This is a genomic window from Chitinophaga sp., assembly GCF_019236475.1.
Classification (GTDB): domain Bacteria; phylum Bacteroidota; class Bacteroidia; order Chitinophagales; family Chitinophagaceae; genus Chitinophaga.
Genome location: NZ_JAFAIX010000003.1, coordinates 294,502 through 320,388 on the forward strand (window position 1 = coordinate 294,502; position 25,887 = coordinate 320,388).

Below are 25,887 nucleotides of genomic sequence, written 5' to 3' on the forward strand. Positions count from 1 at the left end.
GACAGCTTGTTTTTCTTTTATTTCGTTTAGGCAAGTTGATTAAAGCGCGCTATTTCAGTTGTAAATGAGTAGAATCCGCAAATCCCTTTTTCATCTGTTCTAAACGAGCGATAATCTCATTACAGGATTGGCTATCTCTCGAAAAAGCATCTCCTAAACTGCCAGGCAAGGATTTGTAATACATTAATTGCTGATTACTGTTGCGGATCACCTCGTCCGCAATAGCATTCCCCTTGTTAATATCACCATTCAAGAAATAGGCGTAGGCATATTGTAAGGAAATAATATTATTATTAATGTCAAGCCCATAAGGTAATGTGGCTGCTGGCAGCATTTTATAGCCATAGTCAAGCACTTTGAGTGCCGTATCTTTCCTACCTTCCTGTGCCAGTGCAATACCCAGTGTAGCATAACATCTGCGTATATCTAATAATATTCTGCGCCCGTTTTCGTCAAAGTAAGTACCCGGATGTTCCGCACCGCCAAAACGAAACTTGTTCATCAGGTTATTGTACATAGCGTCTATATTTACACTACTACCAAGTTCCGTTTCTTCTTTCTTAACAGGTACCAGGCGATAAGCCAGCCCTTCCTGACTTACATAATTACCTAACCCCAATTCATAAGGCAACGGCGGTGAATAGTAAATAGGACGTTTCCAGTTGTTGGCAGCAATAATATTCAACTGGGCCAAGTCACTTTTGTATAAAGTATTGGCCGTAATGTCAAAGGTCATCGGCGATACGATATGACTACTGTCTTTAGCCGATACCACACCACTTTTTACAATTGCATCCTTATCTACCGGTAAGAAGAGTTTATGCGTAGGGAGATAATTGGTACCTTCTCCCACTGTAGTCTGGAGCTTATTATTATCATCCCCTATAAAAGCCATTATTTCATTCAGGTTGAAATAACGATCTTGGGGCACCTTACTAATATCATAAAAAGGAACAGCATTACGGTTTTCTCCCAAGTATTTATCTGGTGTCCAACTGAAAGGCACAGGATCGCTTTGATTTATTTTCCGTTGCATTTGGTTAATAGCCCAATCAGTACCTAGTAGACTCGTAACATTTACACGAACATCCGGACGGACATTCTCCACTTCTTGTGCGTACCACAGCGGATAAGTATTATTATCACCACCGGTAAAAAGAATGGCATTAGGTGCACAAGAATTCAGGTAATCAACCGCATAATCCCTTGCTAATGTTTTCATAGAACGGTCATGATCATCCCATTCCTGTGAAGCCATCAATACCGGTACCCCCACCAAGCATATCAGTCCGGCGGTAAGGGCCGCTACTTTACCCGGCATTCTCTTTTTAATCCAGTCAAAAACCGCTAACACCCCTAATCCTATCCAAATGGCAAATGCATAGAAAGAACCAACATAAGAGTAATCTCGTTCCCTTGGTTGAGGGCCATATTGATTAAGGTATAAGATAATAGCAATACCCGTAAAGAAATGCAACAAGAACACGACTATCGCATTATGACGATCATGTTTCCATTGATATAGTAGGCCAAATATTCCCAACAACAAGGGCAACATAAATAATCGATTATGTGCTTTATTCGCTTTCATGGCGTCGGGCAAAAGACTTTGGTCGCCCAATCGTATATTATCAAAGAAAGGAATACCTGAAATCCAGTTACCATCCCGCGCATTCCCAAGTCCCTGCAAATCATTCTGCCTTCCTGCAAAATTCCACATAAAATAGCGCCAGTACATCCAATTAAATTGATAGCTTACCAGCCATTTCATGTGATCTCCGAAAGTGGGCTTCTCATCTTTACCCAAACCTAACCACGACTGGTAAAAATCTACATATCCTGAAGAGTTGTCATTGTTCCAGGCACGAGTGAACAAGTGAATATCACTTGGATCATATTCGTAATCAATTTTTTTCCCTACCACATCATACTTACCTGTTTTCTCATTCTTATAATAGATGTCTCCTGTATTCTTATAGCCAGTAGGTTTGGATGTAAAATCCGGACCACTTAGAATAGGCCAGGAACCATATTGGGAGCGGTCCAGATACGCTACTAGCTCTATCGGATTGTTTACCTGCTGCATATTAATAGCAGGGTTGGCATTGGCCCGTATCAGGATCATGAAATAGGAAGAATACCCTATTAAGATGAAAGTAAAACACAGTAACCCTAATTGCAGTAAATGGCGTTTCTTTTTCTGAGCCTGGTATAACCCTACCACTATCAATGTTGCCAGCAACAAGATGGCAAAAATAGCCCCAGAATTAAATGGCAAGTTTAAGTCATTCACAAACCAACGGTCGAACCAGCCGATTACTTTTACCGTATCCTGTATCACTAATATTTGTACAACACCAGTTAGTACACATGCCAGCAAAAACGCGAGGATAGCGCCTTTGCGTGAATAGGAGTAACGACGAAAGTAATAGGTCATTACCAAAGCCGGAATACTAAGTAGACTTAACAGATGTACCCCTATAGACAATCCTATCAGATAAGCAATCAGTATTATCCAACGGTCAGCATAAGGTTGGTCAGCCTGTTCTTCCCACTTAAGTATGGCCCAAAAAGCCATGGCTATAAAGAGCGGAGAAACACCGAAAACGATACCTTCTACCGCAGAGAACCAAAAGGAATCAGAGAAGGTAAATGCTAGCGCTCCAACGGCACCTGAAGCGATGATAGCAATTGTTTTATCTAGACTAAGCTCTTCATCCTTTTTTTGAAATAGTCGGCGCCCCATATGGGTAATTGTCCAAAATAAGAACAGAATGGTAAATCCACTGCTTATGGAAGACAAAAGGTTCACCTGTTGTGCCGCATGAGTATTAGGTACTACCCCATCCCAACTGCCACCAAACAATATGATGAATATCCTTCCCAACATGATAAATAATGGGGCTCCCGGCGGATGCGATATCTCCAGCTTATAAGCACAGGGGATGAATTCTCCACAGTCCCAAAAACTGACCGTAGCTTCCCTGGTCATAATATACACTGTGCAGGCTATGGCACAAATGATCCACCCGGATATATTATTTATCCATTTGAAATTTTTAGGGGAGATAGTATTCTTCATGATGTTAATTGGAGTTGGGAATTCGAATTGGATATTATTAAAAATAGGAGACTATCCTGATATGAAAAGTTAAAATTCAATGAAAATAAAGGGGCTGCCACAAAAGAAGCCCCAACTCTTCTTTTTGTAGCCCTGCCCGCTGGGCAGGGACAACGAAAAAGATAAAGAGAGAGTGACGTCTGGACGTCATTCTCTCTTTACCAAAAACGAGTAATGAAGCCTCTTTTATTTCCGCGAATAATAGGCAGTTAATAATCCTTTGGCTAATATATGCCCCCTCATGGCGGTGATCAATTCATGAAGACTAGCACCTCGTTGCAGCGAGAGCTGACAATCCAATGCAAATACTCGGAATTGATAACAATGTGCACCTTTAGGCGGACATGGCCCATTGTAAGTAGTATGCCCAAAATCATTTACCCCTTCTACTGCACCAGAATAATGCTCTTGTAAGAGGGAAGTGACGGGTATATTCCACGCCACCCAATGTGTCCATACCTTAGCTGGCGCATCCGGATCGTCAACAATGATGGCCAGAGAAGCGGTACCTGGCGGTATATCATCGATTTCCAGTGGAGGACTGATATCAATACCATCACAAGTATATTGAGTAGGGATTGTTCCTTTTTCAACGAAAGCAGCGCTACTGATACGGAGTGATACATTGCTCATAACATGCCATTATCTATAATAACACTGCAAGAAAGATCATAGTTCAGCTCATCAATAATCCCTCTTTTTTATATCCGATAAGGTAAGGCCATATGTTTGAAGCCGCTGCCGTAGATTACTTAGTATATACCCCGTTTCCTCAGGAAACCGTTCTGCTACCAACTTATAGTGAGGTAATAACCGTTTATCTTTAATATCGCTTAATGCTTGTAAAGAAGAATGAATAACATTATTGGAATTATCATGCAAGCCTTCAATGAATGTATCAATATAAACCGATTTGTGCTTAAGCTTCCCTAATGTATAAATGGCCGTTTGCCTGATACCGCTATTGCTGCTGCGCAGCATTGGAACAATCAATGGACCATAATCAAAATTCATTTCAAAGAGGAGATATGTACAAAATCGAAATGTTTCCTCATCTGTGATCTGATGGATATTTTGCGTGATATGCTCCCGCCATTCCTGGCTTTTGTCTTTTGCATACCAGAAGATAAACCGGTACACACACAATAAGTTCGTAGTGGTTACCAGATAAGGCTTGGCAACCTGGTAGTTAAACTTGCTAAGGATTTGTAGCCACAGCTCCTTATAGTCATCTGTAGCTGATTGATATTCCTTTTCGAAGATCTTAACAGTATCAGCATCCACCTGATGTTTACCGAGAATTCCATTCAGGCAATCTAATTTAATGACCTTGTCCGAAGCACTCTTGTAAAGCGCTAGTAGCGTAGCTACAGGGCCGCCCATTCTATATCCAAACCAAGTGGGCTGCCCCTGTGTCAACTCTCCGGAAATGATTTCATCCAACCAACGTTCATACCAGTCTAAAAAAGTTGCCTCAAAAGTAAATATTGGTTTCTGACGATCCAGGTCCAAGTTCACTACTTTCCCCTCATGTGGTCCATTCAAAATTAATCCGTGTATATAGGTGCATCCCTGCGATCCAATAGGCAGTATACCTGCATAAATAGATCCTAATGCAGCGTCGTAGTCTTCATCAGAAATATCATCGTCATTGATACTTTTAGTGAGGTCTTCCCAGTATTCATCTGTAAGATGCGGATATATTTTTACAGGCCGACGCAGGTACACGGGATCACATATTTCATTCAGATTTTCGCCCAGTGGATATATGCCATAGAATGGGCCTGCGGCAGACTGAAGCTGAGATTTTCCCCCATTGCCTATCTTACACAGAAATGCTTTAAAACAGGCAGGTAAGGATATCTGGTGCGTTTTCTCAAACTCACTGACAGCGGCTTCATCCAGAGTTTCACCAATATGATATTGATGCGAACTAGCTCCGAAAACATGTCGGTCACTATCTATTTTAGCAGCTACAAGTAGCTTCTTTTTGATCCGCTCTATTTGTTCGCCAAACTGCAACATATGATTCATTTGTCATTAAAAATCCTATTACTAAAATATCTATAAAAAATTAAAAAAGCCGCTCCATTATTAGTGGTAGCGGCTTTCTTAACTTTTTATTTGAGAACGCCCAACGCGTTTCTACTATCGTACAAATATTACGAGAATAATTCTCCTTGTACATTGCTGTCATCCTCTGGATCTGGGTCCTCATCTTCCGACAACAATTCTGCACTGATTAAATCATCTCCGGCAATCCTTGTTCCTACTGCTTTCCAGCCAGTTACCTCAATGAACTCTGCCAGGTTGATTTCCTCCTCTTCAGGGCTGCGTTTCTTACCTGTTTTCAGGAGTACTACCGGTTGGGTATGGGTAGTCACCATTTCCAGGTAGTTGTTGGCGCCTTCCTTGATGAACAGGAATTTATTATTCAGTGTCTGTGTTTCTATGCGGAAGCGCTTCACATTGAACTGTTTCTTATCTGCATCAAAGTAGATGGCAGTAACAATTTTATCCGGACTGAATTTCTCGATGTATACCACATCATTAGATTCATAACGGTTGGTCAGTTCATAATTGGTCAGCTCGTAGGTACCATTTTTAAAGGCAACAAAGATCTTATCTTCTCCTTCAAAGCTACCAATATACACACCACGTTCTTCTGTATTCAATCGACCCGTTTCTGGATCATACCAGATTTTCTGGCCTGCCAGTGTGGATACGCCTTTCTCCTTGAATTTCACCCCGCGAATAGGATATTTCGTTACCTGGTTTCCCATGGAGTTACGTCCTTTGATCGCAATGGTTTCGAAGTACAGATCAAACTCTTTGTTTCTGGCAGAGCAGTTAGGACTGAGTTTGATGGTTACGACTTCCGCTTCCCCATTAGGGTTGGCTGAGAAGTAATGTACTTTGGAATTCTTCTCACCTTTATGTGCCAGTTCATATACCTTATCGCGGGTTACACCAGTAACATTGAAGCGTTTGGCATAGCTGACACCGGTTTTGCCTTCCACATAAATCATATTGTAGGTGGTACGTTCATCATTCTTGCGGAATATATCTACGTGAATGATGTCCTTACCTACAAAGGTTTTATCTGCTACTTTGGTTACCACCATTTTACCATCTTTCAGGAAAACGATGACGTTATCCAGATCAGAACAATCTGCTACAAATTCATCTTTCTTCAGGGAAGTACCAATGAAACCGTCTGCACGGTTTACATACAGTTTGGTATTGGCAATAGCCACCTGTTGTACCTGGATGGTATCGAAGGTCTTGATTTCTGTCAGACGCTCTTTTCCTTTACCATACTTCTTCAGCAATCCTTCATAATAAGTAATGGTATATTCAGTCAGGTTAGCCAGATCATGTTTCACCTGCTTGATTTCGCCTTCAATACCTTTAATCTGTTCGGTGAGTTCGTTGATATCCAGACGGTAGATTCTACGTACAGGCTTTTCCGTTAGTTTCAGGATATCTTCACGAACGATAGCACGTTTGAGATTTTTCTTATAAGGGCCAAATCCTTTGTCAATCGCAGTAAGAACGGCTTCCCAATCTTTATGTTTTTGCTCCAGTTCCTTATAGATACCTTTCTCAAAGAATATTTTCTCCAGGGAGGTATAGTGCCATTTGTCTTCCAGTTCTGCCAGTTTAATTTCCAGTTCCTGTTTGAGCAGGTCTTTGGTAAAGTCAACCGATGATTTCAGGAGATCAGAAGCGGTGATGAATTGCGGTTTGTCTTCCACAATTACGCAAGCGTTAGGGGAGATAGAAATCTCACAGTCCGTAAATGCATACAACGCATCGATGGTGATATCTGGAGAAATGCCTGGCGCCAGTTGCACCTCAATTTCCACGTCTTTGGCAGTATTATCCACCACTTTACGGATCTTGATTTTACCGCTGTCGTTGGCTTTTACGATAGACTCCATCAACTGTGTGGTAGTGATACCGTAAGGAACATCCTTTACCAGGAGGGTCTTTTTATCTTTCTCTTCAATGTGTGCGCGTACTCTTACTTTACCTCCACGCTTACCATCATTGTAGTTCGCGACGTCTACCATCCCACCGGTCATGAAATCTGGGTAGAGATCAAATTTCCGGCCTCTCAGGTATTTGATAGCTGCATCCAGCAGCTCGTTGAAGTTATGTGGTAATATTTTGGTAGACAACCCTACGGCGATACCTTCCGCTCCCTGTGCTAACAGGAGTGGGAATTTCATCGGCAGAGAGAGGGGCTCGTTTTTGCGGCCATCATAGCTCAACTGCCATTGGGTCGTTTTGCCATTGAAGGCTACATCCAGTGCAAATTTGGAAAGGCGTGCTTCAATATACCTTGCAGCAGCGGCATCATCCCCTGTTCTCACATCTCCCCAGTTACCTTGGGTTTCGATGAGCAGGTCTTTCTGACCAAGATTTACAATGGCATCGCTGATGGATGCATCGCCATGGGGGTGATACTGCATCGTTTGTCCGATCACGTTAGCCACTTTATTGAAGCGGCCATCATCCATTTCCTTCATAGCGTGCAGGATACGGCGCTGAACGGGTTTTAACCCATCTTCAATGCTGGGAACCGCGCGCTCCAGGATTACATAGGAAGCATAATCCAGAAACCAGCTCTCATACATGCCGCCTACATGCGTGACATTATGCAGAGATTCGTCTGTTGTTTGATTTTCCATATCCATTATATCACTTACGATTTTACTTTTATCATTTTTTCAAAATCCTCCCTCCATACACGTACACTGTCTTTCCGTACATCGTCTATGGAGTTCAGTTCAATAAAACAGCAATCCGTCACCGCAATTAGCTGATGCCAGATGCGAATAGGGATTTCCACTCTCGCCGGCGCTGTTATCTCCGTAACAACAATTTCATCACCCTCCAACGGACACCAGTGAATTTCAGCGGTTCCACTAAACAGGTACATAATTTCCGGATTCTTATTAGCGCTGTGTCCTTCATGGTAATGCTGACCGCTGCTGCTGCCTGCATTCCTATAACACAACATGAATTCTCCAGTGCGTTGACAGTCCCATATATAGTTACTGCCTCTTTCATCTGCACCATGCAGGGATACCGGTGTAATACTGATCATATTATGCTGTGGCCTCGTTTGTTGGTGATGCCGGTGTTTCTCCACCTGGCTGTTTTACTTCAAAATCTCGGACAGTCTTCAGTTCTCCCTTGCTTTCTAACTTGCCTTCCTTCACCAGTTCTTTCAATCGCCATGCAAGGAACAAATCCATTACAGGATACTTCAGCTTGCCACTCACCTGGTTGGCTACACGCCAAGCTTTGATAAACTCTTTGCCAGTTTGCGCTAGCAGATCTTTATCATAGAAAGTGGTAGCTTCTCCTTTCAGCTTCTTACCACCTTCCAGCAAGCGTATACCCGCATTTTCATTCATCAGGCGATGCCATTCATCCCCGTCCAGCTCATATTCAGCCAGAGATACAGGCCTTGCCAATTTTTTCGCTTTCAGGAATTCCTTGGGCAGAATCTGGTGCAGATGGGTAGGATAAAATACTGCCCCTTTTTCATTCAGGAAGGGAAGATTATTCAGGTAAATTATATGAATACGTCCGGCGAAATCGTATAGTTTGCTGACCAACCAATAGTAGCCGGTTACGTCGCGGGCATTTTGCCCGGCCCATATCCAGACTTCCAGTTCGGGGTCTTCTTTCAACTGTGTTTTCAAGGTAAGGAAACGCGCCTCATCTTCAGAATGTTCCGGCTCTTCCGGTTCAGGAGTTGGGGCTTCTTCAAATATTTCCTGTGCCACTGCTGCCGGACCAATGCCCTGCAACTGCTGCCACCATTGTTGTCGTAAAGCCTGACCATCCTTGGTATCCAGGATAAACAGCGGGCCTACAGAGAGGTCATCTTCAAAACAAAGAATATCCCCTTGCATTTTCTCGTCCATTCCCACTGCTTCCGCCAACACCGCCACGGATGGCTGACCAAACACAATATGCTTTAAGCTCATACGATCTCGTAATTTCTTGACAAACTATTCTTCTATCAGGTCTTTTTCATAGCGCAGGTTGTTGATGATAAACTCCTGCCTTGCCTGTGTATTTTTACCCATATAGTATTCCAGCAGTTTCTGGATATGGATGTCTTTCGATAAAATGATTGGCTCTATACGCATATCATCCCCGATAAATCGGCCGAATTCCTCCGGAGAAATCTCTCCCAATCCTTTAAATCGGGTAATTTCAGGTTTACTACCCAATTTCTTCACTGCCTTCTGCTTCTCCTCCTCACTGTAGCAATAAATAGTCTCCTGCTTATTACGTACACGGAACAACGGTGTTTCTAGTATATACACGTGCCCATTCTTCACCAGATCAGGGAAGAATTGCAAGAAGAAAGTCAAAATCAACAAACGGATGTGCATACCATCCACGTCGGCATCGGTGGCTACCACAATGTTGTTGTAACGCAGCCCTTCCAGCCCTTCTTCAATATTGAGCGCATGCTGCAATAAGTTGAACTCTTCGTTCTCGTATACGATCTTCTTGGTAAGCCCAAAACTGTTCAGCGGTTTACCACGTAAGCTAAACACCGCCTGCGTTTCCACGTTACGAGATTTCGTAATGGAACCACTCGCAGAATCACCTTCCGTAATGAATATAGTCGTATTCAATCTACGTGTTTCATTCTCTGCTTTCTCCTTACCAGAAAACTCTTCGTTCAGGTGAATGCGACAGTCACGCAGTTTGCGGTTATGCAGATTCGCTTTTTTAGCTCTTTCGTTGGCCAGTTTTTTAATCCCTGCCAACTCCTTACGCTCCCTTTCACTCTGCTCAATACGCTTCTTCAGCGCTTCCGCTACTGCGGAATTACGATGCAAGAAATCATCCAAGTGCTTGGACAAGAAATCCAACACAAACGCCTTCATGGAAGGACCTCCTTCATACACTGTCAGAGAGCCCAACTTGGTTTTAGTCTGGGATTCAAATACTGGCTCTTGTACACGCACAGAAACTGCGGCACAGATAGATGCCCTGATATCCGTTGCGTCATAATCTTTCTTATAGAAATCACGCACCGTTTTCACAAACGCCTCTCTGAAAGCCGCCAAATGCGTACCACCCTGGGTAGTATGCTGACCGTTTACAAAAGAGTAATATTCTTCTCCATATTGATTTTCGTGGGTGATAGCCACTTCAATATCTTCCCCTTTCAAGTGAATGATCGGATAGCGCAGGTCTTCCTCATTCGTTTTACGCTGCAGCAAATCCAACAATCCATTCTTAGAAAGATACTTCTTACCATTGAAACTGATGGTCAAACCCGCATTCAGGAAGCAATAATTCCAGATCTGGTTCTCCAAGAATTCAGGGATATACCTGAAGTTCTTAAATACCGTTTCATCCGGCGTAAAAGTCACCAAGGTACCGTTACCTTCAGTAGTCGATGTCTCCTTATGATCCTTTACCAACACTCCTCTCTCAAATTCTGCAGCTTTTAACCTGCCATCACGGACTGATTGTACCCGGAAGGAACTAGACAACGCGTTTACCGCCTTGGTACCCACCCCGTTCAAACCTACCGATTTCTGAAAGGCCTTACTATCATATTTAGCACCAGTGTTGATCTTACTCACCACGTCTACCACTTTCCCCAATGGAATCCCACGCCCATAATCTCGCACCGATACGGTATGCTCCGTTACCTTAATATCGATCTGTTTACCAAAGCCCATGGTGTGCTCATCGATACAGTTATCCGTTACCTCTTTCAGTAGGATGTAAATACCATCATCCATACTAGAACCATCCCCCAACTTACCAATGTACATACCTGGCCGGAGGCGGATATGCTCCCGCCAGTCCAGCGACCTGATGGAGTCTTCCGTATAGGAAGCAAATAGATCCTTATTATCCGTTTTATCCGTATTTGCCATAATATATTAAAGTTTCCTATATACTTATGCTGTTTTTTGTCAATCCCACCCACCTGCTCTACTAAATCTTTTAGCAAAATGGGATTACAGGCAAAAATAATGGATTCAGTGAATCAACCCAAGTATAAGATAGATAAATAAAAAAATACACCCATATAATCTGATTATATTATTTTTATTACTATATTTACCTAAGACACCATATATCCAGAAATCCTAACCTATGCACCTATGAAAACATTATTTCTTATTATCTCCCTGACCCTTATTGCTGCTGCTTATATTGCTTCTCGCTACATTCGTAAAGAACAAGAAAGCAATGTAGGAAACAAACTCCTCCAACTGATCCGGAAGTTTGATTCCTGGCAAATGATGCGGTAAGGAAGCAATTGTTAAATTTTTACTTCCGGTTAACCGGCTCTTCTACAATACCTGAACCAATGAATTTTCAGCATGGCTCTGGCAGATTATGTTCATCATTAATCCCCGATCCTATGAAAACTGGTTTTCTTTTCAAAAGTGCCTGTCTGTTGATTGCAGCAATGGTACTGCTCGCACACCTGATCCGCCGATATGTGAAGAGCTAATTTCACTCCCAGGCATCCGTATTACAAAAAAGAGGCTGTCCATCATGATTGAACAGCCTCTTTTAATTCATTTATCCGGAAAAATTACCTGTTATAGTATTTGTTAACAGCATCAGTTCTGCTGCGTACGTGGAGTTTTTCATAGATATTATGTACGTGTCTGCGCACAGTTTCAATACTGATAAACAGATTGCTGGCAATCTCCTTATATAAAAATCCTTTTGATAACTGATCCAGGATTTCTTTTTCGCGCGTCGTCAGTGCCTCCAATGCCGGATTAGGCTTGGCCTGCTTCTGGAAAAAGGCAACTACCCTTCTCGCAATCTGCGAACTCATAGGACTTCCTCCTTCATGTAAATCACGAATCGCTTCCAGTAATTCACCAGGAGAGGTTTTCTTCAGAATGTAACCACTAGCGCCAGCCTCCAGTGCATTGAAAATCTTGTCATCATCCTCATAAACCGTCAGCATCATAAACTGCATGTCCTGATACTCTGCCTTCAGCCGTGCAATACATTCAATACCATTCATACCTCCGGGCAGGTTGAAATCCATCAGCACCACATTCGGTAATAATTGAGGGATTTGTTCCAGTGCGGTTTCTGCATTATTGAAAGTGCCAACACAGGCATATCCGTCAGAACCATTAATCAGCAATTCCATAGCCGTGCGAATATCATGGTTATCCTCTACTATCGCAATAGAGATAATATCCATGTTATCCTGGGACTTCTTCTTTGAGTATACCGTCATGTTTTAGTAATTCTAACACTTAAATGTTACTTGTAACAAATGTATGTCAATTTAGTGGGATATCGAGAAAAACTATCGTTCCGTTGTTGGATGTAATCTCTGCATTGCCCCCTACAGCCTGCGCTCTCTTCTGTATATTCTTTAGTCCATTGCCGAATAACCTTACCTTCTCCTGATCAAATCCTTGACCATTGTCTTTAATCATGATGGTCATATTCCTGTTGTTCATCTTTATTTCTATCATCACTTCCGTGGCCTTCGCGTGCTTCACCACATTGTGCAGCGATTCCTTTACTGCTAAGTAAATATTTCTTCTGGTTCCCCCACTCAGCTTGATATTCGGGATCGTATCCGGAATGTAAAACTGATGCGTTATATGTGCATGCTCCAAGAAATCAGCCGCAAAACTGCGCATATAGGCAATCAAATTGGCCAGCGAGTCATTGGATGAATTCATAGCCCAGATGATTTCACTCATCTTGTCTACCATCTCCCCTGCCGTCTCTGATATACGCTCTATCTCGCGCGTCTGTGATGTATCCTGTATTTTCCGTTTTGCTATCTCACTCAATAAGCGGATGGTCGACAGTCCAGATCCCAAGTCGTCGTGCATATCACTACTGATACGCGCACGCTCCTGATCCACGGCCTGCTCCTTCTCCAATTTCAGCTTCTCATGACGAATCTTATAATCAAGATACAAGGTAGAAAAATAATAAGCAATACCTAGCAATAATAACAACAATAAAAATCTAAACCACAAGGATTGCCAGAACGGTATCCGAATCAATATCTCTAAAGTAGTAGGCGTGGCATTCCAAATATCATCATTGTTGGACGCCCGCACTTTAAAGGTGTATTTTCCCGGATGTAAATTGGTATAACGCGCCATCCTGAATGTCCCTCCATCTACCCAATCTTCATCCGCCCCCTCTAACTTATACTGCACCCGGTTCTTCGGCGGATTAGTATACTCCAGCGGCACAAACTCTATGGCAATCGTATTCTGATTATATGGCAACTCTACTTTCTTCAACAACGATACTACGGTATCAGATTCATATGGTTTGTCCAAGACTTCCATCCGCCGTATCACCACTTTTGGATAATAAGGATTGTTCCGGAAATTCTTAGGATAAAAACCATTCACACCTCGTATACCTCCGAAAAACAGTTCGCCGTCAACGGATTTGTAAAAGGCGCCGGTGTTGAATTCGTTCGACTGCAACCCATCTTCATGGTTAAATGAAGTGATCTCGTTGGTCTGCATGTTAATCTGCGACAAGCCTTTATTATGGCTCACCCACACCCTATCCTTATCATCCAATAACACACCATAGATATAATCATTGATGAGCTTAGGATTATCGTAACTGTTGAAATGCTGTATGATTTGGTCCTGCTCATTCAATACGAATAAGCCTTTCGTTCCCGCTACCAATGCCTGTTTATGGGAATTTTTGGTGATAGACTTCACCATGGTGCCTTCTGGCAATACCACTTTGTTCCATCTACTACTCCCCGTATGACGCACAAACACAGCCGAACGTGTACCTGCATACTGGTTGCCCATCATATCTTCATAATAGGCGGTGAGCAATTCATCCCCGAAATCATGTACCATACTCACTTTATAGCGACCGCCATCTTCCGTAAACATCAATAAATAATGCCCATAGTTGAAGTACACTTCTCCATTCTGACGCTTGAAAAGGAATGGCAGTCTATTCGGATCATCCGGCAACCCCATCTTCTTCACATGCTGGGTGAGATCAGTGAAATTGCGGGATATTACATTGAATAACCCTATATGCATTCCGGTAAAACTGAGCCAGATATGCTCATAATCCTCCCGGCAAATCGCTGCTAAATCATTTCCCGGAAACTTGCCCGGATAGGTTTCATTGGAAATGCGCTCCAGGAAACGTCCTCCTTCTTCATATACGTTCAGTCCGTCCCGCATCAGGCCCACATAGAGTTTGCCGTCGTCATGCTTGTACACGGACATACACATATTATGCGTGATATACGGAGATCTATAAAGATTGAATACTTTTTTATGAGGAGAATATTTCTTTATCCCATCTCCATCTGTGCCCACCCACATGTTATCCGAGGCATCCCTGTATAAGAAGATGACATCGTTGAAGGAATGTGTCTCAAACGTATTGAAACTTACAATGTGCCGGATAATTTCATTCCTGGCAATACTATATATCAATACGCCGTCATTGCCACCAATCCAGGCATTGCCGTCGTGGTCCAACTCTACTACCTTGGGTACAAATGCTTCTCCCCGCTCATTGCGTACGTCAAACGCTAGATCGCTGAACTTATTCCGCTTTTTATTGAAGATGGTAATATGCCCTGCACTGACGATAATTAAGGAATCCCGGTTCAGACTTCTCATCACCGGACGTTGTCCCACTCCTGGCAAACAAAATATCTGTAATTGCGCTGTCTTGACGTTCAATGCCAGCATCTCGCCCGGCTGATAATTCATCCAGATCTGATCACCGTCTTTATAAGCGACGGTGGGCACAATGCCACTCTGCTGAAACTGCCGCGGATAGGCAATAATCCGTTTGGTTCGGAATGAATCCCGGTCCACAACATAAATACCTTTCATCGGACGCCAGATCCAATAACTGCGGGTAGCAGTATCTTCTCCTAACACCCGGAATTTATAGAGCGCATCCCGCTCTGCCGTGTTGATATTGGCTTTTAAAGTATCCGGAAATACTTCTCTGAAGCGATTACTGTATTTATCATAGATACAAACGCCGTTGTTATGAGCGAGCAACAGGCGATTGCGACTATCCTTAAAAAAGGAATAGCCCTTATAGCCACTCAGGTCAAACCGGTTGATAACGGCCCTGTTCCCGTTAATCGTCCGGGGTACTAGCTCTCCTTTCCCGTCTCCAGGCTTAATTTGAACAGTAGGCTTATATCGATATTCATTGAATATATACCCGTCGAATCGGTTGATACCATCCCTGGTGGCAAACCACATGAATCCTTGGTCGTCCTGGGCGATATCATAGACGGAACTTTGGGAAAGTCCCTCATTGACACTATAGCTGTCGAATATATACGGTTTTTCCTGGGCGCGCAATAAACTCACCGGTATTAGGCATAGGCAGATCAGGAAGAGTATTTTCAGTTTACGCGGTAAGTGCACGATGGTTTTAGTGTTAATGACAGTAAGCAGGTTATGGTGCTTCATGCAAATATATAAATCTGCGCCACACTTTATAGCAATTTTGTAATTTTCTTCCCGCTTAACAGATTGGAAATAAATATTATAACTTATGTCAAATTTCAGACACGGTGGCTATCCCCATCTCCCTAATTCTCTGCAGTGGCGCATTATGCGGCTCCTTTCTCCTATCAAATTACTTCTACTGCCATTCCTATTGCTCCTTGCTTTTCTAGGGAAAGCCCAACAGCAATATAATGTAAAAATCCTTTGCGAGAAGCCTCCCATGAAGAGTATCCGCGGATTGCAAGCCGTGAACGACAAGGTGGTATGGGTTTCAGGAACCGGCGGAATGGTAGGCCGCACTACCAATGGCGGGCAAGACTGGCAGTGGTTTCATATAGCTGATAGCTGCGATTTCCGCTCCATCCATGCGTTCGACAGCCTGAAGGCCGTAGTCGTGAGTATCGCATCTCCCGCACTTATCTATCTCACCCTCGATGGCGGTAAACACTGGGAAAATGTCTACCATAACAGTGAAAAAGACATCTTCTTTGACGGGCTCATCTTCTTCAATGCCCAACAAGGCATGGCCATCGGCGATCCTTTAAAAGACAGTGCCGGTGTGGCAAGATTTACCATTCTCCGCACACTCAACGGTGGCAGGTCTTGGACAATGGCCCCTACTTCCTCTTTACCTGCTGCCAGCGATGGAGAGGCCATCTTTGCCGCTAGCAATAGCAGTCTGATTACATTACCTTCCAACAAAGCACTGTTCGTTACAGGTGGTAAGGTATCCCGTCTGTTTACCTACAACAACTCTTCTCAGCAAGCAGGAATTGATAATCACTGGAGCGTATACCCGTTACCGTTATTACAGGGTAAAAGCAGCACTGGCGCATTTTCCGTGGCATTCATCGATGCATCCAATGGCATCATTGTGGGCGGTGATTATATGAATGATCAACTGACGGATAAAAACTGTTTCCTTACCCGCGATGGTGGCAAAACCTGGACAGCCCCAGCGATGCCGCCTGCAGGCTATAAATCTGCCGTTACCTGGATAGACAACCGTACGCTGCTATGCACTGGCACCAGTGGCACTGAGATTTCTACCGATGGTGGTCAATCCTGGAAACAGATTTCCACTGGTTATCATACCGCTGTAAAAGCACGCAAAGGGAAAAAAGTATACTTAGCAGGAAAACAGATTGCAGTAGTGGAGAAAGCAGCGGGAAAATGAACCGTCCGCTAATCAAAAAGGTGCTCCTGGAAAGGCGCACCGCTGGAATAGGTTAAAGCAAAAAGTACATTTATTGCTGGTAAGTTAATAAGATATTTAGTCATTTTATATACTTTTTTGCCAACAGGATATATTTCATCGTAAACGTAATAATATACAACTCCAACGCAGAAATGGAGAATTCCCAGAATTTTTTATAATTTACCCCCGGGCATTACCCGGTCACTGAAATAGAGATTATGCAAGTCGAAACCTCATCCAGCAAGTATTCTGCGAAACACTACCCGGATACTATCCGGTCATGGAAAAAAGAAGGCAACTACTTTTCATTCTATACTTCAGAAACCATCCTGGAAGTAAGGGTGATTTCTGATAAAATTATTCGCTTCAGATATGCCTCAGACGGCACTTTTCAACGCGATTTCTCTTACGCTACCAGCGATACATTGGAAGAATCTCCTATCGATTTTGGCATCAAGGAATGGGAAGAAAATTTTGAAATTTATACCAACTGCATCAAAGTATTGATTGCCAGAGATAATCTGCGCGTCACGATTACCGACCTCACAGGTAAAGTCATCAATGAGGACGAAATGGGCTTTCACTGGCAGCATTATTTGCAGAAAGGCGGAAAAATTGTTTACTGCAGTAAACTGATCCATGAAGGAGAAGTATTCTACGGCCTCGGAGATAAACCAACAGAACTGAATCTTCGCGGAAAGCGGCTGGAAAATTATGGTACAGATGCTTATGGATTTCAGAAAGATACGGATCCGCTGTACCGCAATATTCCCTTCTATTACGGCCTACATGCGGGTATCGGATATGGCATCTTCTTCGATAATACCTTCCGTACTATCTTCGATTTCGGAAAAGAAAGAGAAGATGTTTGCAGCTTCTGGGCCAGAGGCGGTGAAATGAATTACTACTTTATTTACGGTCCGGACCTCATGGAAGTGGCCGAACAATATACCCGCATTACCGGTACGCCGGAACTGCCTCCTATCTGGACTTTAGGCTATCACCAATGCCGTTGGAGCTACTACCCAGAAAAGAAAGTCCGCGATATCGCAGCAGAATTCCGGAAACGCCAGATCCCTTGCGATGTGATCTACCTGGATATCGACTATATGGATGGGTTCCGCTGCTTTACTTGGAACAAGGAATACTTTCCTGACCCAGTAGGGATGATCAGAGATCTAGCAGCAGAGGGCTTTAAAGTGGTGGTGATCATTGATCCAGGAATTAAAGTAGACCAAGATTATAGTATCTACCAAGAAGGCATCAAAAATAATTACTTCTGTAAACGCGCCGATGGCGCCCTGATGGAAGGGGATGTATGGCCCGGTAAATGCGTATTCCCTGATTTCACAAACCCAGAAGTACGCGATTGGTGGGCAGGACTCTTCAAAGGACTGGCGGAAGTCGGTGTTCGCGGCGTCTGGAACGATATGAACGAACCCGCCGTTTTTGAAATGGGCACCTTCCCTGAAGATGTGCGCCATGACTACGATGGCGAAGAAGTAAGTCATCGTAAAGCGCATAATATCTACGGTCACTTGATGAGTAAAGCTACTTCCGCAGGACTTAAACGCTACCTGATGCCGAACCGTCCGTTTGTCATCACCCGTTCCTGTTATGCGGGTGCACAACGCTGGTCTTCCGTTTGGACGGGCGATAACGTTTCCAGTTGGGAGCACTTGTGGCTGGCTGCAGTACAGTGTCAGCGACTATCAGTATCCGGCATTTCCTTTACTGGCAGCGACATCGGTGGCTTTATCGGAGAACCAGACGGAGAGTTATATACCCGCTGGATTCAGCTCGCGTCTTTCCATCCCCTAATGCGTACCCATAGCGCCAGCAATGAAACTGGCTTCAACCAAGAGCCTTGGAGCTTTGGAGAAGAGTATGAAGCAGTAGTGAAGAAGTTCATTTCCCTGCGTTATCAGCTCCTCCCTTATTTCTACACAACTTTCTGGCAATATGCACAACATGGTACGCCTATGATCCGTCCGCTGGCCTTCGTAGCGCAGCATGAGGAGGAAACATTGGATTGCAGCCATGAGTTTATGTTCGGTGATTCCCTGCTCATCAGCCATGTCAATGAAGCCGGTATGAAGGAAAAGGATGTATATCTTCCTAAAGGCAAATGGTACAACTACTGGACAGATCAGGTATCTACGGGAGGTCAGCATGTAACAGTACCTACCCCGTTGGAAGAAATGCCACTGTTTGTGAAGGCAGGCGCTATAATACCGTTCTACCCAGTGATGCAATACACCGGCGAACAAAAGCTGGAAGAAATGATCCTGGAAGCCTATTATGCGGACACCATCACCAAGAGTACGCTCTATGAGGATGCCGGCGATCATTATGGCTATAAAAATGGCCAGTATAATGTGATCCGCTTCAAGCAGCAATCCTCCGCCAACCAGTTCTGGCTGAAGAAACAATACTATGTGAATTATGAAACATCGTATACCCGTTTCCGTATTAAAGTACATGGATTACCGTTTACGCCAGTGCAGATTTTGGGAGACGGCCAGGCCATCGGGTCATTCACTGTACACCCAGAAACGAAAGTATTGGAATTTGTTGCGGATAAAGGCATTGAGGAAATTATTATAAAATAAAAGGCACCATAGATAGATATCTGGCGTGCTTTGTCCTAACCTATGCCAACTTTAGTTGCGCAAATGTAAAAGGACAAAACATCACCACAAAATGAACAGACCTGAAATGCCAGGAATGAACAAAATGAATAACATCAACAGTTATTTTGTGGTTATCTCTAATTAAAAACCAATACTACAAAGGCTTTCATTGAAAAAATCCTTTTTGCAATTGGTGGTGGCAGCCAAACTATTTACTGGCCGAGTGAATCGGCAAAAGCAAAAGCCCTCCATATGGAGGGCTTTTGCTTTTGATGAATTGTATATGTTTATTGCTTGGAGACGTATATCAATAATAAATAGACAGGAAACATATAGACATCAGGGCACAGAATATCAAAAAGACAAATACTGCCCTGAATAATATTTCCATTTTGTCTGTGACAACTTCGTACTGATTAGTGTCTGAATTGCGTTCAACGTGATTTAAACTCAGGCTTTTCATACAAACAAATTAAATAGGATTATAAGATAAAGAAATACTAGATGCGTATTTCAAGGGTCACATTACAGTTATCATCCATCTAAAATGAAAGTACAATAAAAAAAGCTAAAATGGACAAATCTTTTTGTTCATTTTGTCTTTTTAGCTGTTCATTTTAGCCCTAGTGCTTCTTCCTGCCGGAACCCATACTCTCATGGGGCAAATGCGTCGGCGCAGCTTTAGGAGCTACTGGTGTAGGGATGGAATCTGTCTCCCCCATCTCTGCTGCCGAAACCTGCTCTCCCATTCGGTAATATTCCTTTACCATATGGCCCGTTTCTTCATCATACACCTTCCACAGGCCTTGTCTTACGGAATTACCTTCCCGCACAATTTCCACTGGCTTTTCTACGCCGGATTGTAAATCGACTACCATAATGGTATCCTTCTGGCCAGGAATTTCTGTGGATACATACAGGCCTTCTGCACTCTTCTTCCCATCATTGAAAAAATATTTGCAATAACCATTCAGTACATTATTCTTATAGGTTTCTTCCGCAATCAGGTAGCCTGCAGCGGTGGTTTTTTTCCAGATACCTTCCTTACGGTCATTCTTGTAATTGCCTTCCCAAGTATATCCAGGCTCGCCCCGCAGCTCCCCAACATCTTCCATCCATAAACCCTGTTTCCGGCCTTTTTCATCCCGCTGGTTATGTTTGGGTACTTTGTACTGCAATTGTTCCTGGGCCATCCCCAGCAAAACAACACATTGAAACAGGCATAGTAACAGTAACTGACGCATAATAAAGTTTTTCACAAGTTAGAGAAAAAATACATATATAAACAATAAGAAGGGCTGACTAAAAAGCCAGTTATTCAGTATAACGCAATCAGGAGTAAATTGATTGCACCGAATCGACTTTTTGGTCAGCCCTTGCTATAACTTATGATACCAACCTATTTCTTGCTGAGCTTAATATCGCCCAGATTGGTTTCTTTACCAGCGTTGATAGTTACATTGCTGATAGTAGTATCCTTGTAGGTGGCTACAGGGTTAATAAACACATTCCAGTTACCTGGTTTCAGACCACGCACCTTGAAGAAGCCATCTCCCCATGGCAGTGCATACAGTGTATCTTTATTACTGTTGTACACAGACACTACAGGATATGCGTCCTTAGGCGTAATTTGACCGTATACACCTCCCATTTTCAGGATAGTGAATACATTGATGAACGGAGACAGGAAGAACTTACCATCTCTCGTTTTGATGATAGAACGTTGTACATCAAAGTCGAGCCACAGACGCATGTTATCACTAGACAGTTGATCCCATTCTGTGTGTCTTACACGTACAATGATTTTGCTTTGTCCAGTCTGAGACGTTACCGGATAAGTTATACCGTTCTTTACTAAAGAGTTCTGACTGCCAATAGTGATACGAATTCTTTCCATCGTACCTTTTCTGATGTTACCGCCAGCCAGCAGGGTGTCGGTACCATTGCGCAGTGTTAACAAATCGTAAACGCCTGCTTTGATTGGCAATGAATCCCAAACTTGGCAACTGTCTTTCTTTTTGCCCAGTTGGTCGTCCCAACCGCAACGGTCTTTATCGTTCCAGTCGTCATTGTCAATATTTCCGCAGGTGTCTACCAGTACCTCTACTTTCCTGATATCCAGTAAGATTTGATCAAAAAATCCTGGATCATCTGCAAGGTAAAGGGCCACTTTTTGTTGATTCGCCGGGATTGGCTGATTCGATACGGAACTATCTTTGTTGCAAGCACTAAATAATGCTGCCCCTGCAATAATTACCGCAACAAACAATCCGGCATTACGGAGAGAATTCTTCATAAATAACTGGTTTTAAAATCAATAAAGAAATTATGGATGCAAAAGTTTGGTTGAAAAATCATCTTTTGGCAATGGCTCATCAACGGATTATTACAATTCTAAAAACGCAAGACAATCACCCCTTATTGCAATAATTTGCGAGCCCCGTTTTTAACGTTTTATTATAGATGCCTAAAAGTTATCGGAGTTTAAAACAACCCAAAAAAAATCGGGCTGCTCCATGGAACAGCCCGATTAATATATAATTCCTCCTTTTTTTATTTTGGAGGATAATATTGGAAGATGGCAGCCCCTAACGGCGGCAACCTTAATGTCAACGTATAGTCTCTACCGTTATAAACCTGCTTGGTACTCGGCTGCTCCAAAGTATTCACTACGCCACTGCCAAAATACTGCGGTTCATCACTGTTCAAGACCTCCTTCCAAGTACCAGCCATCGGCACACCTACCAGGTATTGCTCTCTTGGAATCGGTGTCATATTCAATGCTACCAGCACTTGATCCTCCGGTTTCACTCCTTTCCGCAAATAAACCAACACACAATTATCATAATCATTCACTGTAATCCATTCGAATCCGGCTCCTTCAAATTGCTGTTCATATAAAGCTGGCGTACTCGTATATAAATGATTCAATGCTTTTACATACTTCTTCAATGCCTCATGAGGCCTGAATTTGAGGAGATGCCAGTCCAACTCCGATTTATAATTCCACTCTGATGTTTGTCCAAACTCATCCCCCATAAATAACAACTTCGTTCCGGGATGCGTAAACATATAAGTATACATCAATCGCAGATTGGCAAATTTCTGCCATTCATCTCCAGGCATTTTATAGAGCATAGGAGATTTTCCGTGTACTACTTCATCATGACTGAAAGGTAACATGAAGTTCTCGCTGAAAGCGTACACCAAGCTAAACGTCAAATCATTCTGATACCATTTCCGATGAACAGGATCTTTATGGAAATAGTCCAACGTATCATTCATCCATCCCATCATCCATTTCATGCCAAATCCGAGTCCGCCTAAAAAGGTAGGCCGTGATACGCCATAGAAAGAAGTGGATTCCTCTGCAATTGTCTGTACATCCGGATATAGTGCATACACGGTTTCATTCAGCTTCTTCACAAAACTGATGGCTTCCAGGTTTTCATTGCCACCATATTCATTTGGCTCCCAAGTGCCTCTATCCCGACTATAATCCAAATGTATCATGGAGGCTACAGCATCTACGCGGAGGCCATCGGCATGGTATTTATCCAACCAATAAATAGCATTGCTCAATAAAAAAGACCGTACTTCACTACGGCCATAGTTAAATATATAACTGTTCCAATCTGGATGATAACCCTTACGCATATCCGCATACTCGTAAGTATGAGAACCATCAAAACGGAATAACCCATGGGCATCATATGGGAAGTGGGAAGGTACCCAATCCAGGATGACGCCTATCCCTTCTTGGTGGAAGGCATCTATCATTTCCATGAATTCCTGCGGTGTGCCATAACGGGAGGTGGGGGCATAATAACCAGTGATCTGGTATCCCCAGGAACCATCAAATGGATGTTCCATCACCGGCATCAGCTCCACATGGGTAAAGCCCATATCCTTCACGTAAGGCAGCAGCATTCGGGTAATCTCGCCGTAGGAATAATATTTTTCTTCATCGGTAGGATCCGGCCGACGCCAGGAACCCATATGTAATTCGTATACGCTGATGGGCTTTTTCAGGGAATTATGATCCTTCCGTTTCTCCATCCAGGATTTATCTTTCCATTTATAATCCAGTGGATGTACAATGGAAGCGGTTTTTGGCCGTACTTCCCAATGGTTAGCGTAGGGATCTCCTTTATATAGTTCTTCCCCACTGTTGGAACGTATAAAATATTTATACAAGTTTCCGGCGGCTACATCGGGAATAAAACCTTCCCAAATGCCGGAACTATCCCAACGGGGCAATAAGGTATGACTGTATTTGTCCCAGGCATTGAAATCGCTCATCACAGCTACATAGGCTGCATCAGGCGCCCAAACGGCGAAATAGGTACCTGGGATACCATCACAGGTGGTGGGGTGTGCACCAAATTTTTCGTATAGCCGGTAGTGTGAGCCTGCTTGAAACAGGGCAATATCGGCAGTGGTGAAAAGGGAAAAGGGTATAACGGACTGTTTAACGCTATAGGAATCTCCGGTCATAGCACTACGTGGTTGATGATTATCAGGATTAACAAGATAGTTTAATTTTCAAAGCAAAAAAAAGAATTTCAGTAGGAAGAAAAAAGGCGCCCATGGAGAGCGCCTTTAATACTTATGCTAAAATAAATTAGGAATTATATTTACGTTTGAACGGAGGACGACTACCACCGGAAGAGTATTCTCTCTTCTCGCGGCCACCGCCACCACCTTCGCCACCGCCATGCCAGCGTTTACGAGGGCCGCCGTCTTCTCTGCGACCGCCACCGCCGCCACCACGACGTTTATCACCGTCTTGGGACATTTCGATCCTCACAGAACGACCGTTGTATTCTACTTTCTTGAACGCACTGGTCACTTTCTCTACCGCATCGTTTTCTACTTCAAAGAAGGAATAAACGCCTTTCAGATCAATACGGCCAATTTTATTACCACGCAGACCAGTGTTATCGCACAGGTAGCGGAGCATATCACCACGGTTGAAATCATCCACGGAACCGAGGTTGATGAACAGACGGGTGAATTTGCCGTTTTCGCGACGTCTTTCTTCAAAACGTTTTTCTTCTTTCACGTTCAGATCAGCAGCATCTTGGTAATATTCCAGGAACTGGTTGAACTCCAGGGAAGCGAAACGTTTGATCAACTCTTCTTTGCTCATGTTAGCAAATTCTTCGTTGATGCGGTCCAGGTATGGTTCGATCTGCTCTTCGTTTACAGTTACGTTATGTACTTTGTGAACGAGGCCGAACAATTGTTTTTCACATACTGCAAAACCATCTGGCACTTCACCTTTAGTGAATTTCTTACCAATTACGCGCTCAATCTGACGGATTTTGCCAATGTCACGGCTGCTGATGATAGCGATAGAAATACCGGATTTACCAGCTCTCGCAGTACGGCCAGATCGGTGAGTGTAGTTCTCTACGTCGTCAGGCAGTTCGTAGTTGATAACGTGCGTTACGTTGTCTACGTCGATACCACGAGCAGCCACATCTGTAGCTACCAGTACCTGCAACGCTCTTTCACGGAAACGTTTCATCACTTTATCACGCTGCTGCTGGGTAAGGTCGCCATGCAGGGCATCTGCATTGTAACCATCCTTGATCAGGGATTCAGCGATTTCCTGAGATTCAATCTTGGTACGGGTAAATACGATACCAAAGATATCTGGGTTATAATCCACCAGGCGTTTCAGTGCTGCGTATTTTTCGCGTGGACGTACCACGTAGTATTCGTGCTCAATATTGGCGTTACCGCTGTTTTTGTTACCTACGGTCAGTTCAAACGGATCTTCCATGTATTTCTGGGCGATACGACGAACTTCCTGAGGCATTGTTGCCGAGAACAGCCAAGTTGTTTTCTCTTCTGGAGTGTTGGAGAGGATATTGTTGATATCTTCCTGGAAGCCCATGTTCAGCATTTCATCCGCTTCATCCAGTACAGCATAGCGTACATTGTCGAAGTTGACAGCGCCACGGTCAATAATATCCAGAAGACGGCCCGGAGTAGCCACCACAATATGTACCCCTCTTTTCAGTTCGCGCAGTTGTTGTACAATGCTGGAACCGCCATAAACGGCTACGATATTTACATCTCCGAGGTATTTGCTGAAATTTTTCAGATCATTGGTAATCTGCAGGCAGAGCTCACGAGTAGGGCATAATACCAGACCTTGAGGTTTGCGCAGATCCACATCAATTTGCTGGAGTAAAGGCAGACCAAAAGCGGCTGTCTTACCGGTGCCCGTCTGGGCAAGACCTACAAAATCGCGGTCACCTGTCAATAGTGCGGGAATTGCTTTTTCCTGAATAGGGGTTGGAGCAACAAAGCCCAAATCTGTAATTCCCTTTAAGATGGACTCTTTTAAGCCCAGTGATTCAAATGTTGTCATTGATTTACATT

The 25,887-nt window shown here is 43.4% G+C and carries 16 protein-coding genes; 3 read left to right on the forward strand and 13 right to left on the reverse strand.

The window, feature by feature from the left end; translation table 11 throughout:
- Nucleotides 1-49 precede the first annotated feature (49 nt).
- The 7 genes from JO154_RS03415 to JO154_RS03445 all read right to left on the reverse strand — a co-directional run bounded on the left by JO154_RS03415 (nucleotide 50) and on the right by JO154_RS03445 (nucleotide 11,055).
- On the reverse strand, nucleotides 50-3,082 hold the full coding sequence (locus JO154_RS03415) for a DUF2723 domain-containing protein (protein WP_291941835.1): 3,033 nt from the start codon (nucleotides 3,080-3,082) through the stop codon (nucleotides 50-52).
- Nucleotides 3,083-3,307: 225 nt separating this feature from the next.
- Complete coding sequence (locus tag JO154_RS03420) at nucleotides 3,308-3,754, reverse strand: YbhB/YbcL family Raf kinase inhibitor-like protein (protein ID WP_291941836.1); 447 nt, start codon at nucleotides 3,752-3,754, stop codon at nucleotides 3,308-3,310.
- 51 nt (nucleotides 3,755-3,805) lie between these two features.
- Entirely contained in the window at nucleotides 3,806-5,146 is a 1,341-nt protein-coding gene (locus JO154_RS03425; RefSeq protein WP_291941837.1) for an SMI1/KNR4 family protein, read from the reverse strand.
- A gap of 137 nt (nucleotides 5,147-5,283) precedes the next feature.
- On the reverse strand, nucleotides 5,284-7,818 hold the full coding sequence (locus JO154_RS03430) for a DNA gyrase/topoisomerase IV subunit A (RefSeq protein ID WP_291941838.1): 2,535 nt from the start codon (nucleotides 7,816-7,818) through the stop codon (nucleotides 5,284-5,286).
- 14 nt (nucleotides 7,819-7,832) lie between these two features.
- Nucleotides 7,833-8,282, reverse strand: a complete 450-nt coding sequence (locus tag JO154_RS03435) for a hypothetical protein (RefSeq protein WP_291941839.1) — start codon at nucleotides 8,280-8,282, stop codon at nucleotides 7,833-7,835.
- Entirely contained in the window at nucleotides 8,239-9,129 is an 891-nt protein-coding gene (locus JO154_RS03440; protein WP_291941840.1) for a DUF1835 domain-containing protein, read from the reverse strand. Before JO154_RS03440 ends, JO154_RS03435 begins: the two co-directional genes overlap by 44 nt.
- Nucleotides 9,130-9,153: 24 nt before the next feature.
- On the reverse strand, nucleotides 9,154-11,055 hold the full coding sequence (locus JO154_RS03445) for a DNA topoisomerase IV subunit B (protein ID WP_291941841.1): 1,902 nt from the start codon (nucleotides 11,053-11,055) through the stop codon (nucleotides 9,154-9,156).
- A 231-nt stretch (nucleotides 11,056-11,286) separates the two neighbouring features.
- On the opposite strand from JO154_RS03445, the gene JO154_RS03450 reads away from it, so the two are divergent.
- Nucleotides 11,287-11,436 carry a hypothetical protein gene (locus JO154_RS03450; protein WP_291941842.1) on the forward strand — a complete coding sequence of 50 codons (150 nt, stop codon included), beginning with the start codon at nucleotides 11,287-11,289 and terminating at the stop codon, nucleotides 11,434-11,436.
- Between the two features lie 290 nt (nucleotides 11,437-11,726).
- Here the strand turns inward: JO154_RS03450 and JO154_RS03455 are convergent, their stop codons facing one another.
- The gene (locus JO154_RS03455; RefSeq protein ID WP_111592699.1) at nucleotides 11,727-12,395 is read right to left on the reverse strand and encodes a response regulator transcription factor; all 669 of its coding nucleotides are present in this window, start codon (nucleotides 12,393-12,395) and stop codon (nucleotides 11,727-11,729) included.
- A 46-nt stretch (nucleotides 12,396-12,441) separates the two neighbouring features.
- Nucleotides 12,442-15,621, reverse strand: coding sequence for a triple tyrosine motif-containing protein (locus tag JO154_RS03460; protein WP_291941843.1), 3,180 nt, complete (start codon nucleotides 15,619-15,621; stop codon nucleotides 12,442-12,444).
- Between the two features lie 85 nt (nucleotides 15,622-15,706).
- Here JO154_RS03460 and JO154_RS03465 point away from each other — a divergent pair, with 85 nt between their 5' ends.
- Complete coding sequence (locus JO154_RS03465) at nucleotides 15,707-16,837, forward strand: oxidoreductase (RefSeq protein WP_291941844.1); 1,131 nt, start codon at nucleotides 15,707-15,709, stop codon at nucleotides 16,835-16,837.
- A 239-nt stretch (nucleotides 16,838-17,076) separates the two neighbouring features.
- Complete coding sequence (locus JO154_RS03470) at nucleotides 17,077-19,470, forward strand: glycoside hydrolase family 31 protein (protein ID WP_291941845.1); 2,394 nt, start codon at nucleotides 17,077-17,079, stop codon at nucleotides 19,468-19,470.
- 644 nt (nucleotides 19,471-20,114) lie between these two features.
- On the opposite strand, the gene JO154_RS03475 is transcribed toward JO154_RS03470, so the two are convergent.
- From JO154_RS03475 to JO154_RS03490, 4 genes are all read right to left on the reverse strand, one after another.
- Nucleotides 20,115-20,735 (reverse strand): hypothetical protein, encoded by a 621-nt coding sequence (locus JO154_RS03475; protein ID WP_291941846.1) that lies wholly within the window; start codon nucleotides 20,733-20,735, stop codon nucleotides 20,115-20,117.
- Between the two features lie 155 nt (nucleotides 20,736-20,890).
- On the reverse strand, nucleotides 20,891-21,787 hold the full coding sequence (locus JO154_RS03480; RefSeq protein ID WP_291941847.1) for a DUF4382 domain-containing protein: 897 nt from the start codon (nucleotides 21,785-21,787) through the stop codon (nucleotides 20,891-20,893).
- Nucleotides 21,788-22,044: 257 nt separating this feature from the next.
- Nucleotides 22,045-23,988: a 1,4-alpha-glucan branching protein GlgB gene (gene glgB, locus JO154_RS03485; protein ID WP_291941848.1), complete on the reverse strand. Its 1,944-nt coding sequence runs from the start codon at nucleotides 23,986-23,988 to the stop codon at nucleotides 22,045-22,047.
- 127 nt (nucleotides 23,989-24,115) lie between these two features.
- Entirely contained in the window at nucleotides 24,116-25,876 is a 1,761-nt protein-coding gene (locus tag JO154_RS03490; RefSeq protein WP_291941849.1) for a DEAD/DEAH box helicase, read from the reverse strand.
- Nucleotides 25,877-25,887: the final 11 nt, after the last annotated feature.

Coding starts and splice junctions, on each gene's coding strand:
- JO154_RS03415 (WP_291941835.1), bottom strand. CDS start 3,082: ATGAAGAATACTATCTCCCCTAAAAATTTCAAATGGATAAATAATATA.
- JO154_RS03420 (WP_291941836.1), bottom strand. CDS start 3,754: ATGAGCAATGTATCACTCCGTATCAGTAGCGCTGCTTTCGTTGAAAAA.
- JO154_RS03425 (WP_291941837.1), bottom strand. CDS start 5,146: ATGTTGCAGTTTGGCGAACAAATAGAGCGGATCAAAAAGAAGCTACTT.
- JO154_RS03430 (WP_291941838.1), bottom strand. CDS start 7,818: ATGGAAAATCAAACAACAGACGAATCTCTGCATAATGTCACGCATGTA.
- JO154_RS03440 (WP_291941840.1), bottom strand. CDS start 9,129: ATGAGCTTAAAGCATATTGTGTTTGGTCAGCCATCCGTGGCGGTGTTG.
- JO154_RS03445 (WP_291941841.1), bottom strand. CDS start 11,055: ATGGCAAATACGGATAAAACGGATAATAAGGATCTATTTGCTTCCTAT.
- JO154_RS03450 (WP_291941842.1), top strand. CDS start 11,287: ATGAAAACATTATTTCTTATTATCTCCCTGACCCTTATTGCTGCTGCT.
- JO154_RS03455 (WP_111592699.1), bottom strand. CDS start 12,395: ATGACGGTATACTCAAAGAAGAAGTCCCAGGATAACATGGATATTATC.
- JO154_RS03460 (WP_291941843.1), bottom strand. CDS start 15,621: ATGAAGCACCATAACCTGCTTACTGTCATTAACACTAAAACCATCGTG.
- JO154_RS03465 (WP_291941844.1), top strand. CDS start 15,707: ATGTCAAATTTCAGACACGGTGGCTATCCCCATCTCCCTAATTCTCTG.
- JO154_RS03470 (WP_291941845.1), top strand. CDS start 17,077: ATGCAAGTCGAAACCTCATCCAGCAAGTATTCTGCGAAACACTACCCG.
- JO154_RS03475 (WP_291941846.1), bottom strand. CDS start 20,735: ATGCGTCAGTTACTGTTACTATGCCTGTTTCAATGTGTTGTTTTGCTG.
- JO154_RS03480 (WP_291941847.1), bottom strand. CDS start 21,787: ATGAAGAATTCTCTCCGTAATGCCGGATTGTTTGTTGCGGTAATTATT.
- glgB (WP_291941848.1), bottom strand. CDS start 23,988: ATGACCGGAGATTCCTATAGCGTTAAACAGTCCGTTATACCCTTTTCC.
- JO154_RS03490 (WP_291941849.1), bottom strand. CDS start 25,876: ATGACAACATTTGAATCACTGGGCTTAAAAGAGTCCATCTTAAAGGGA.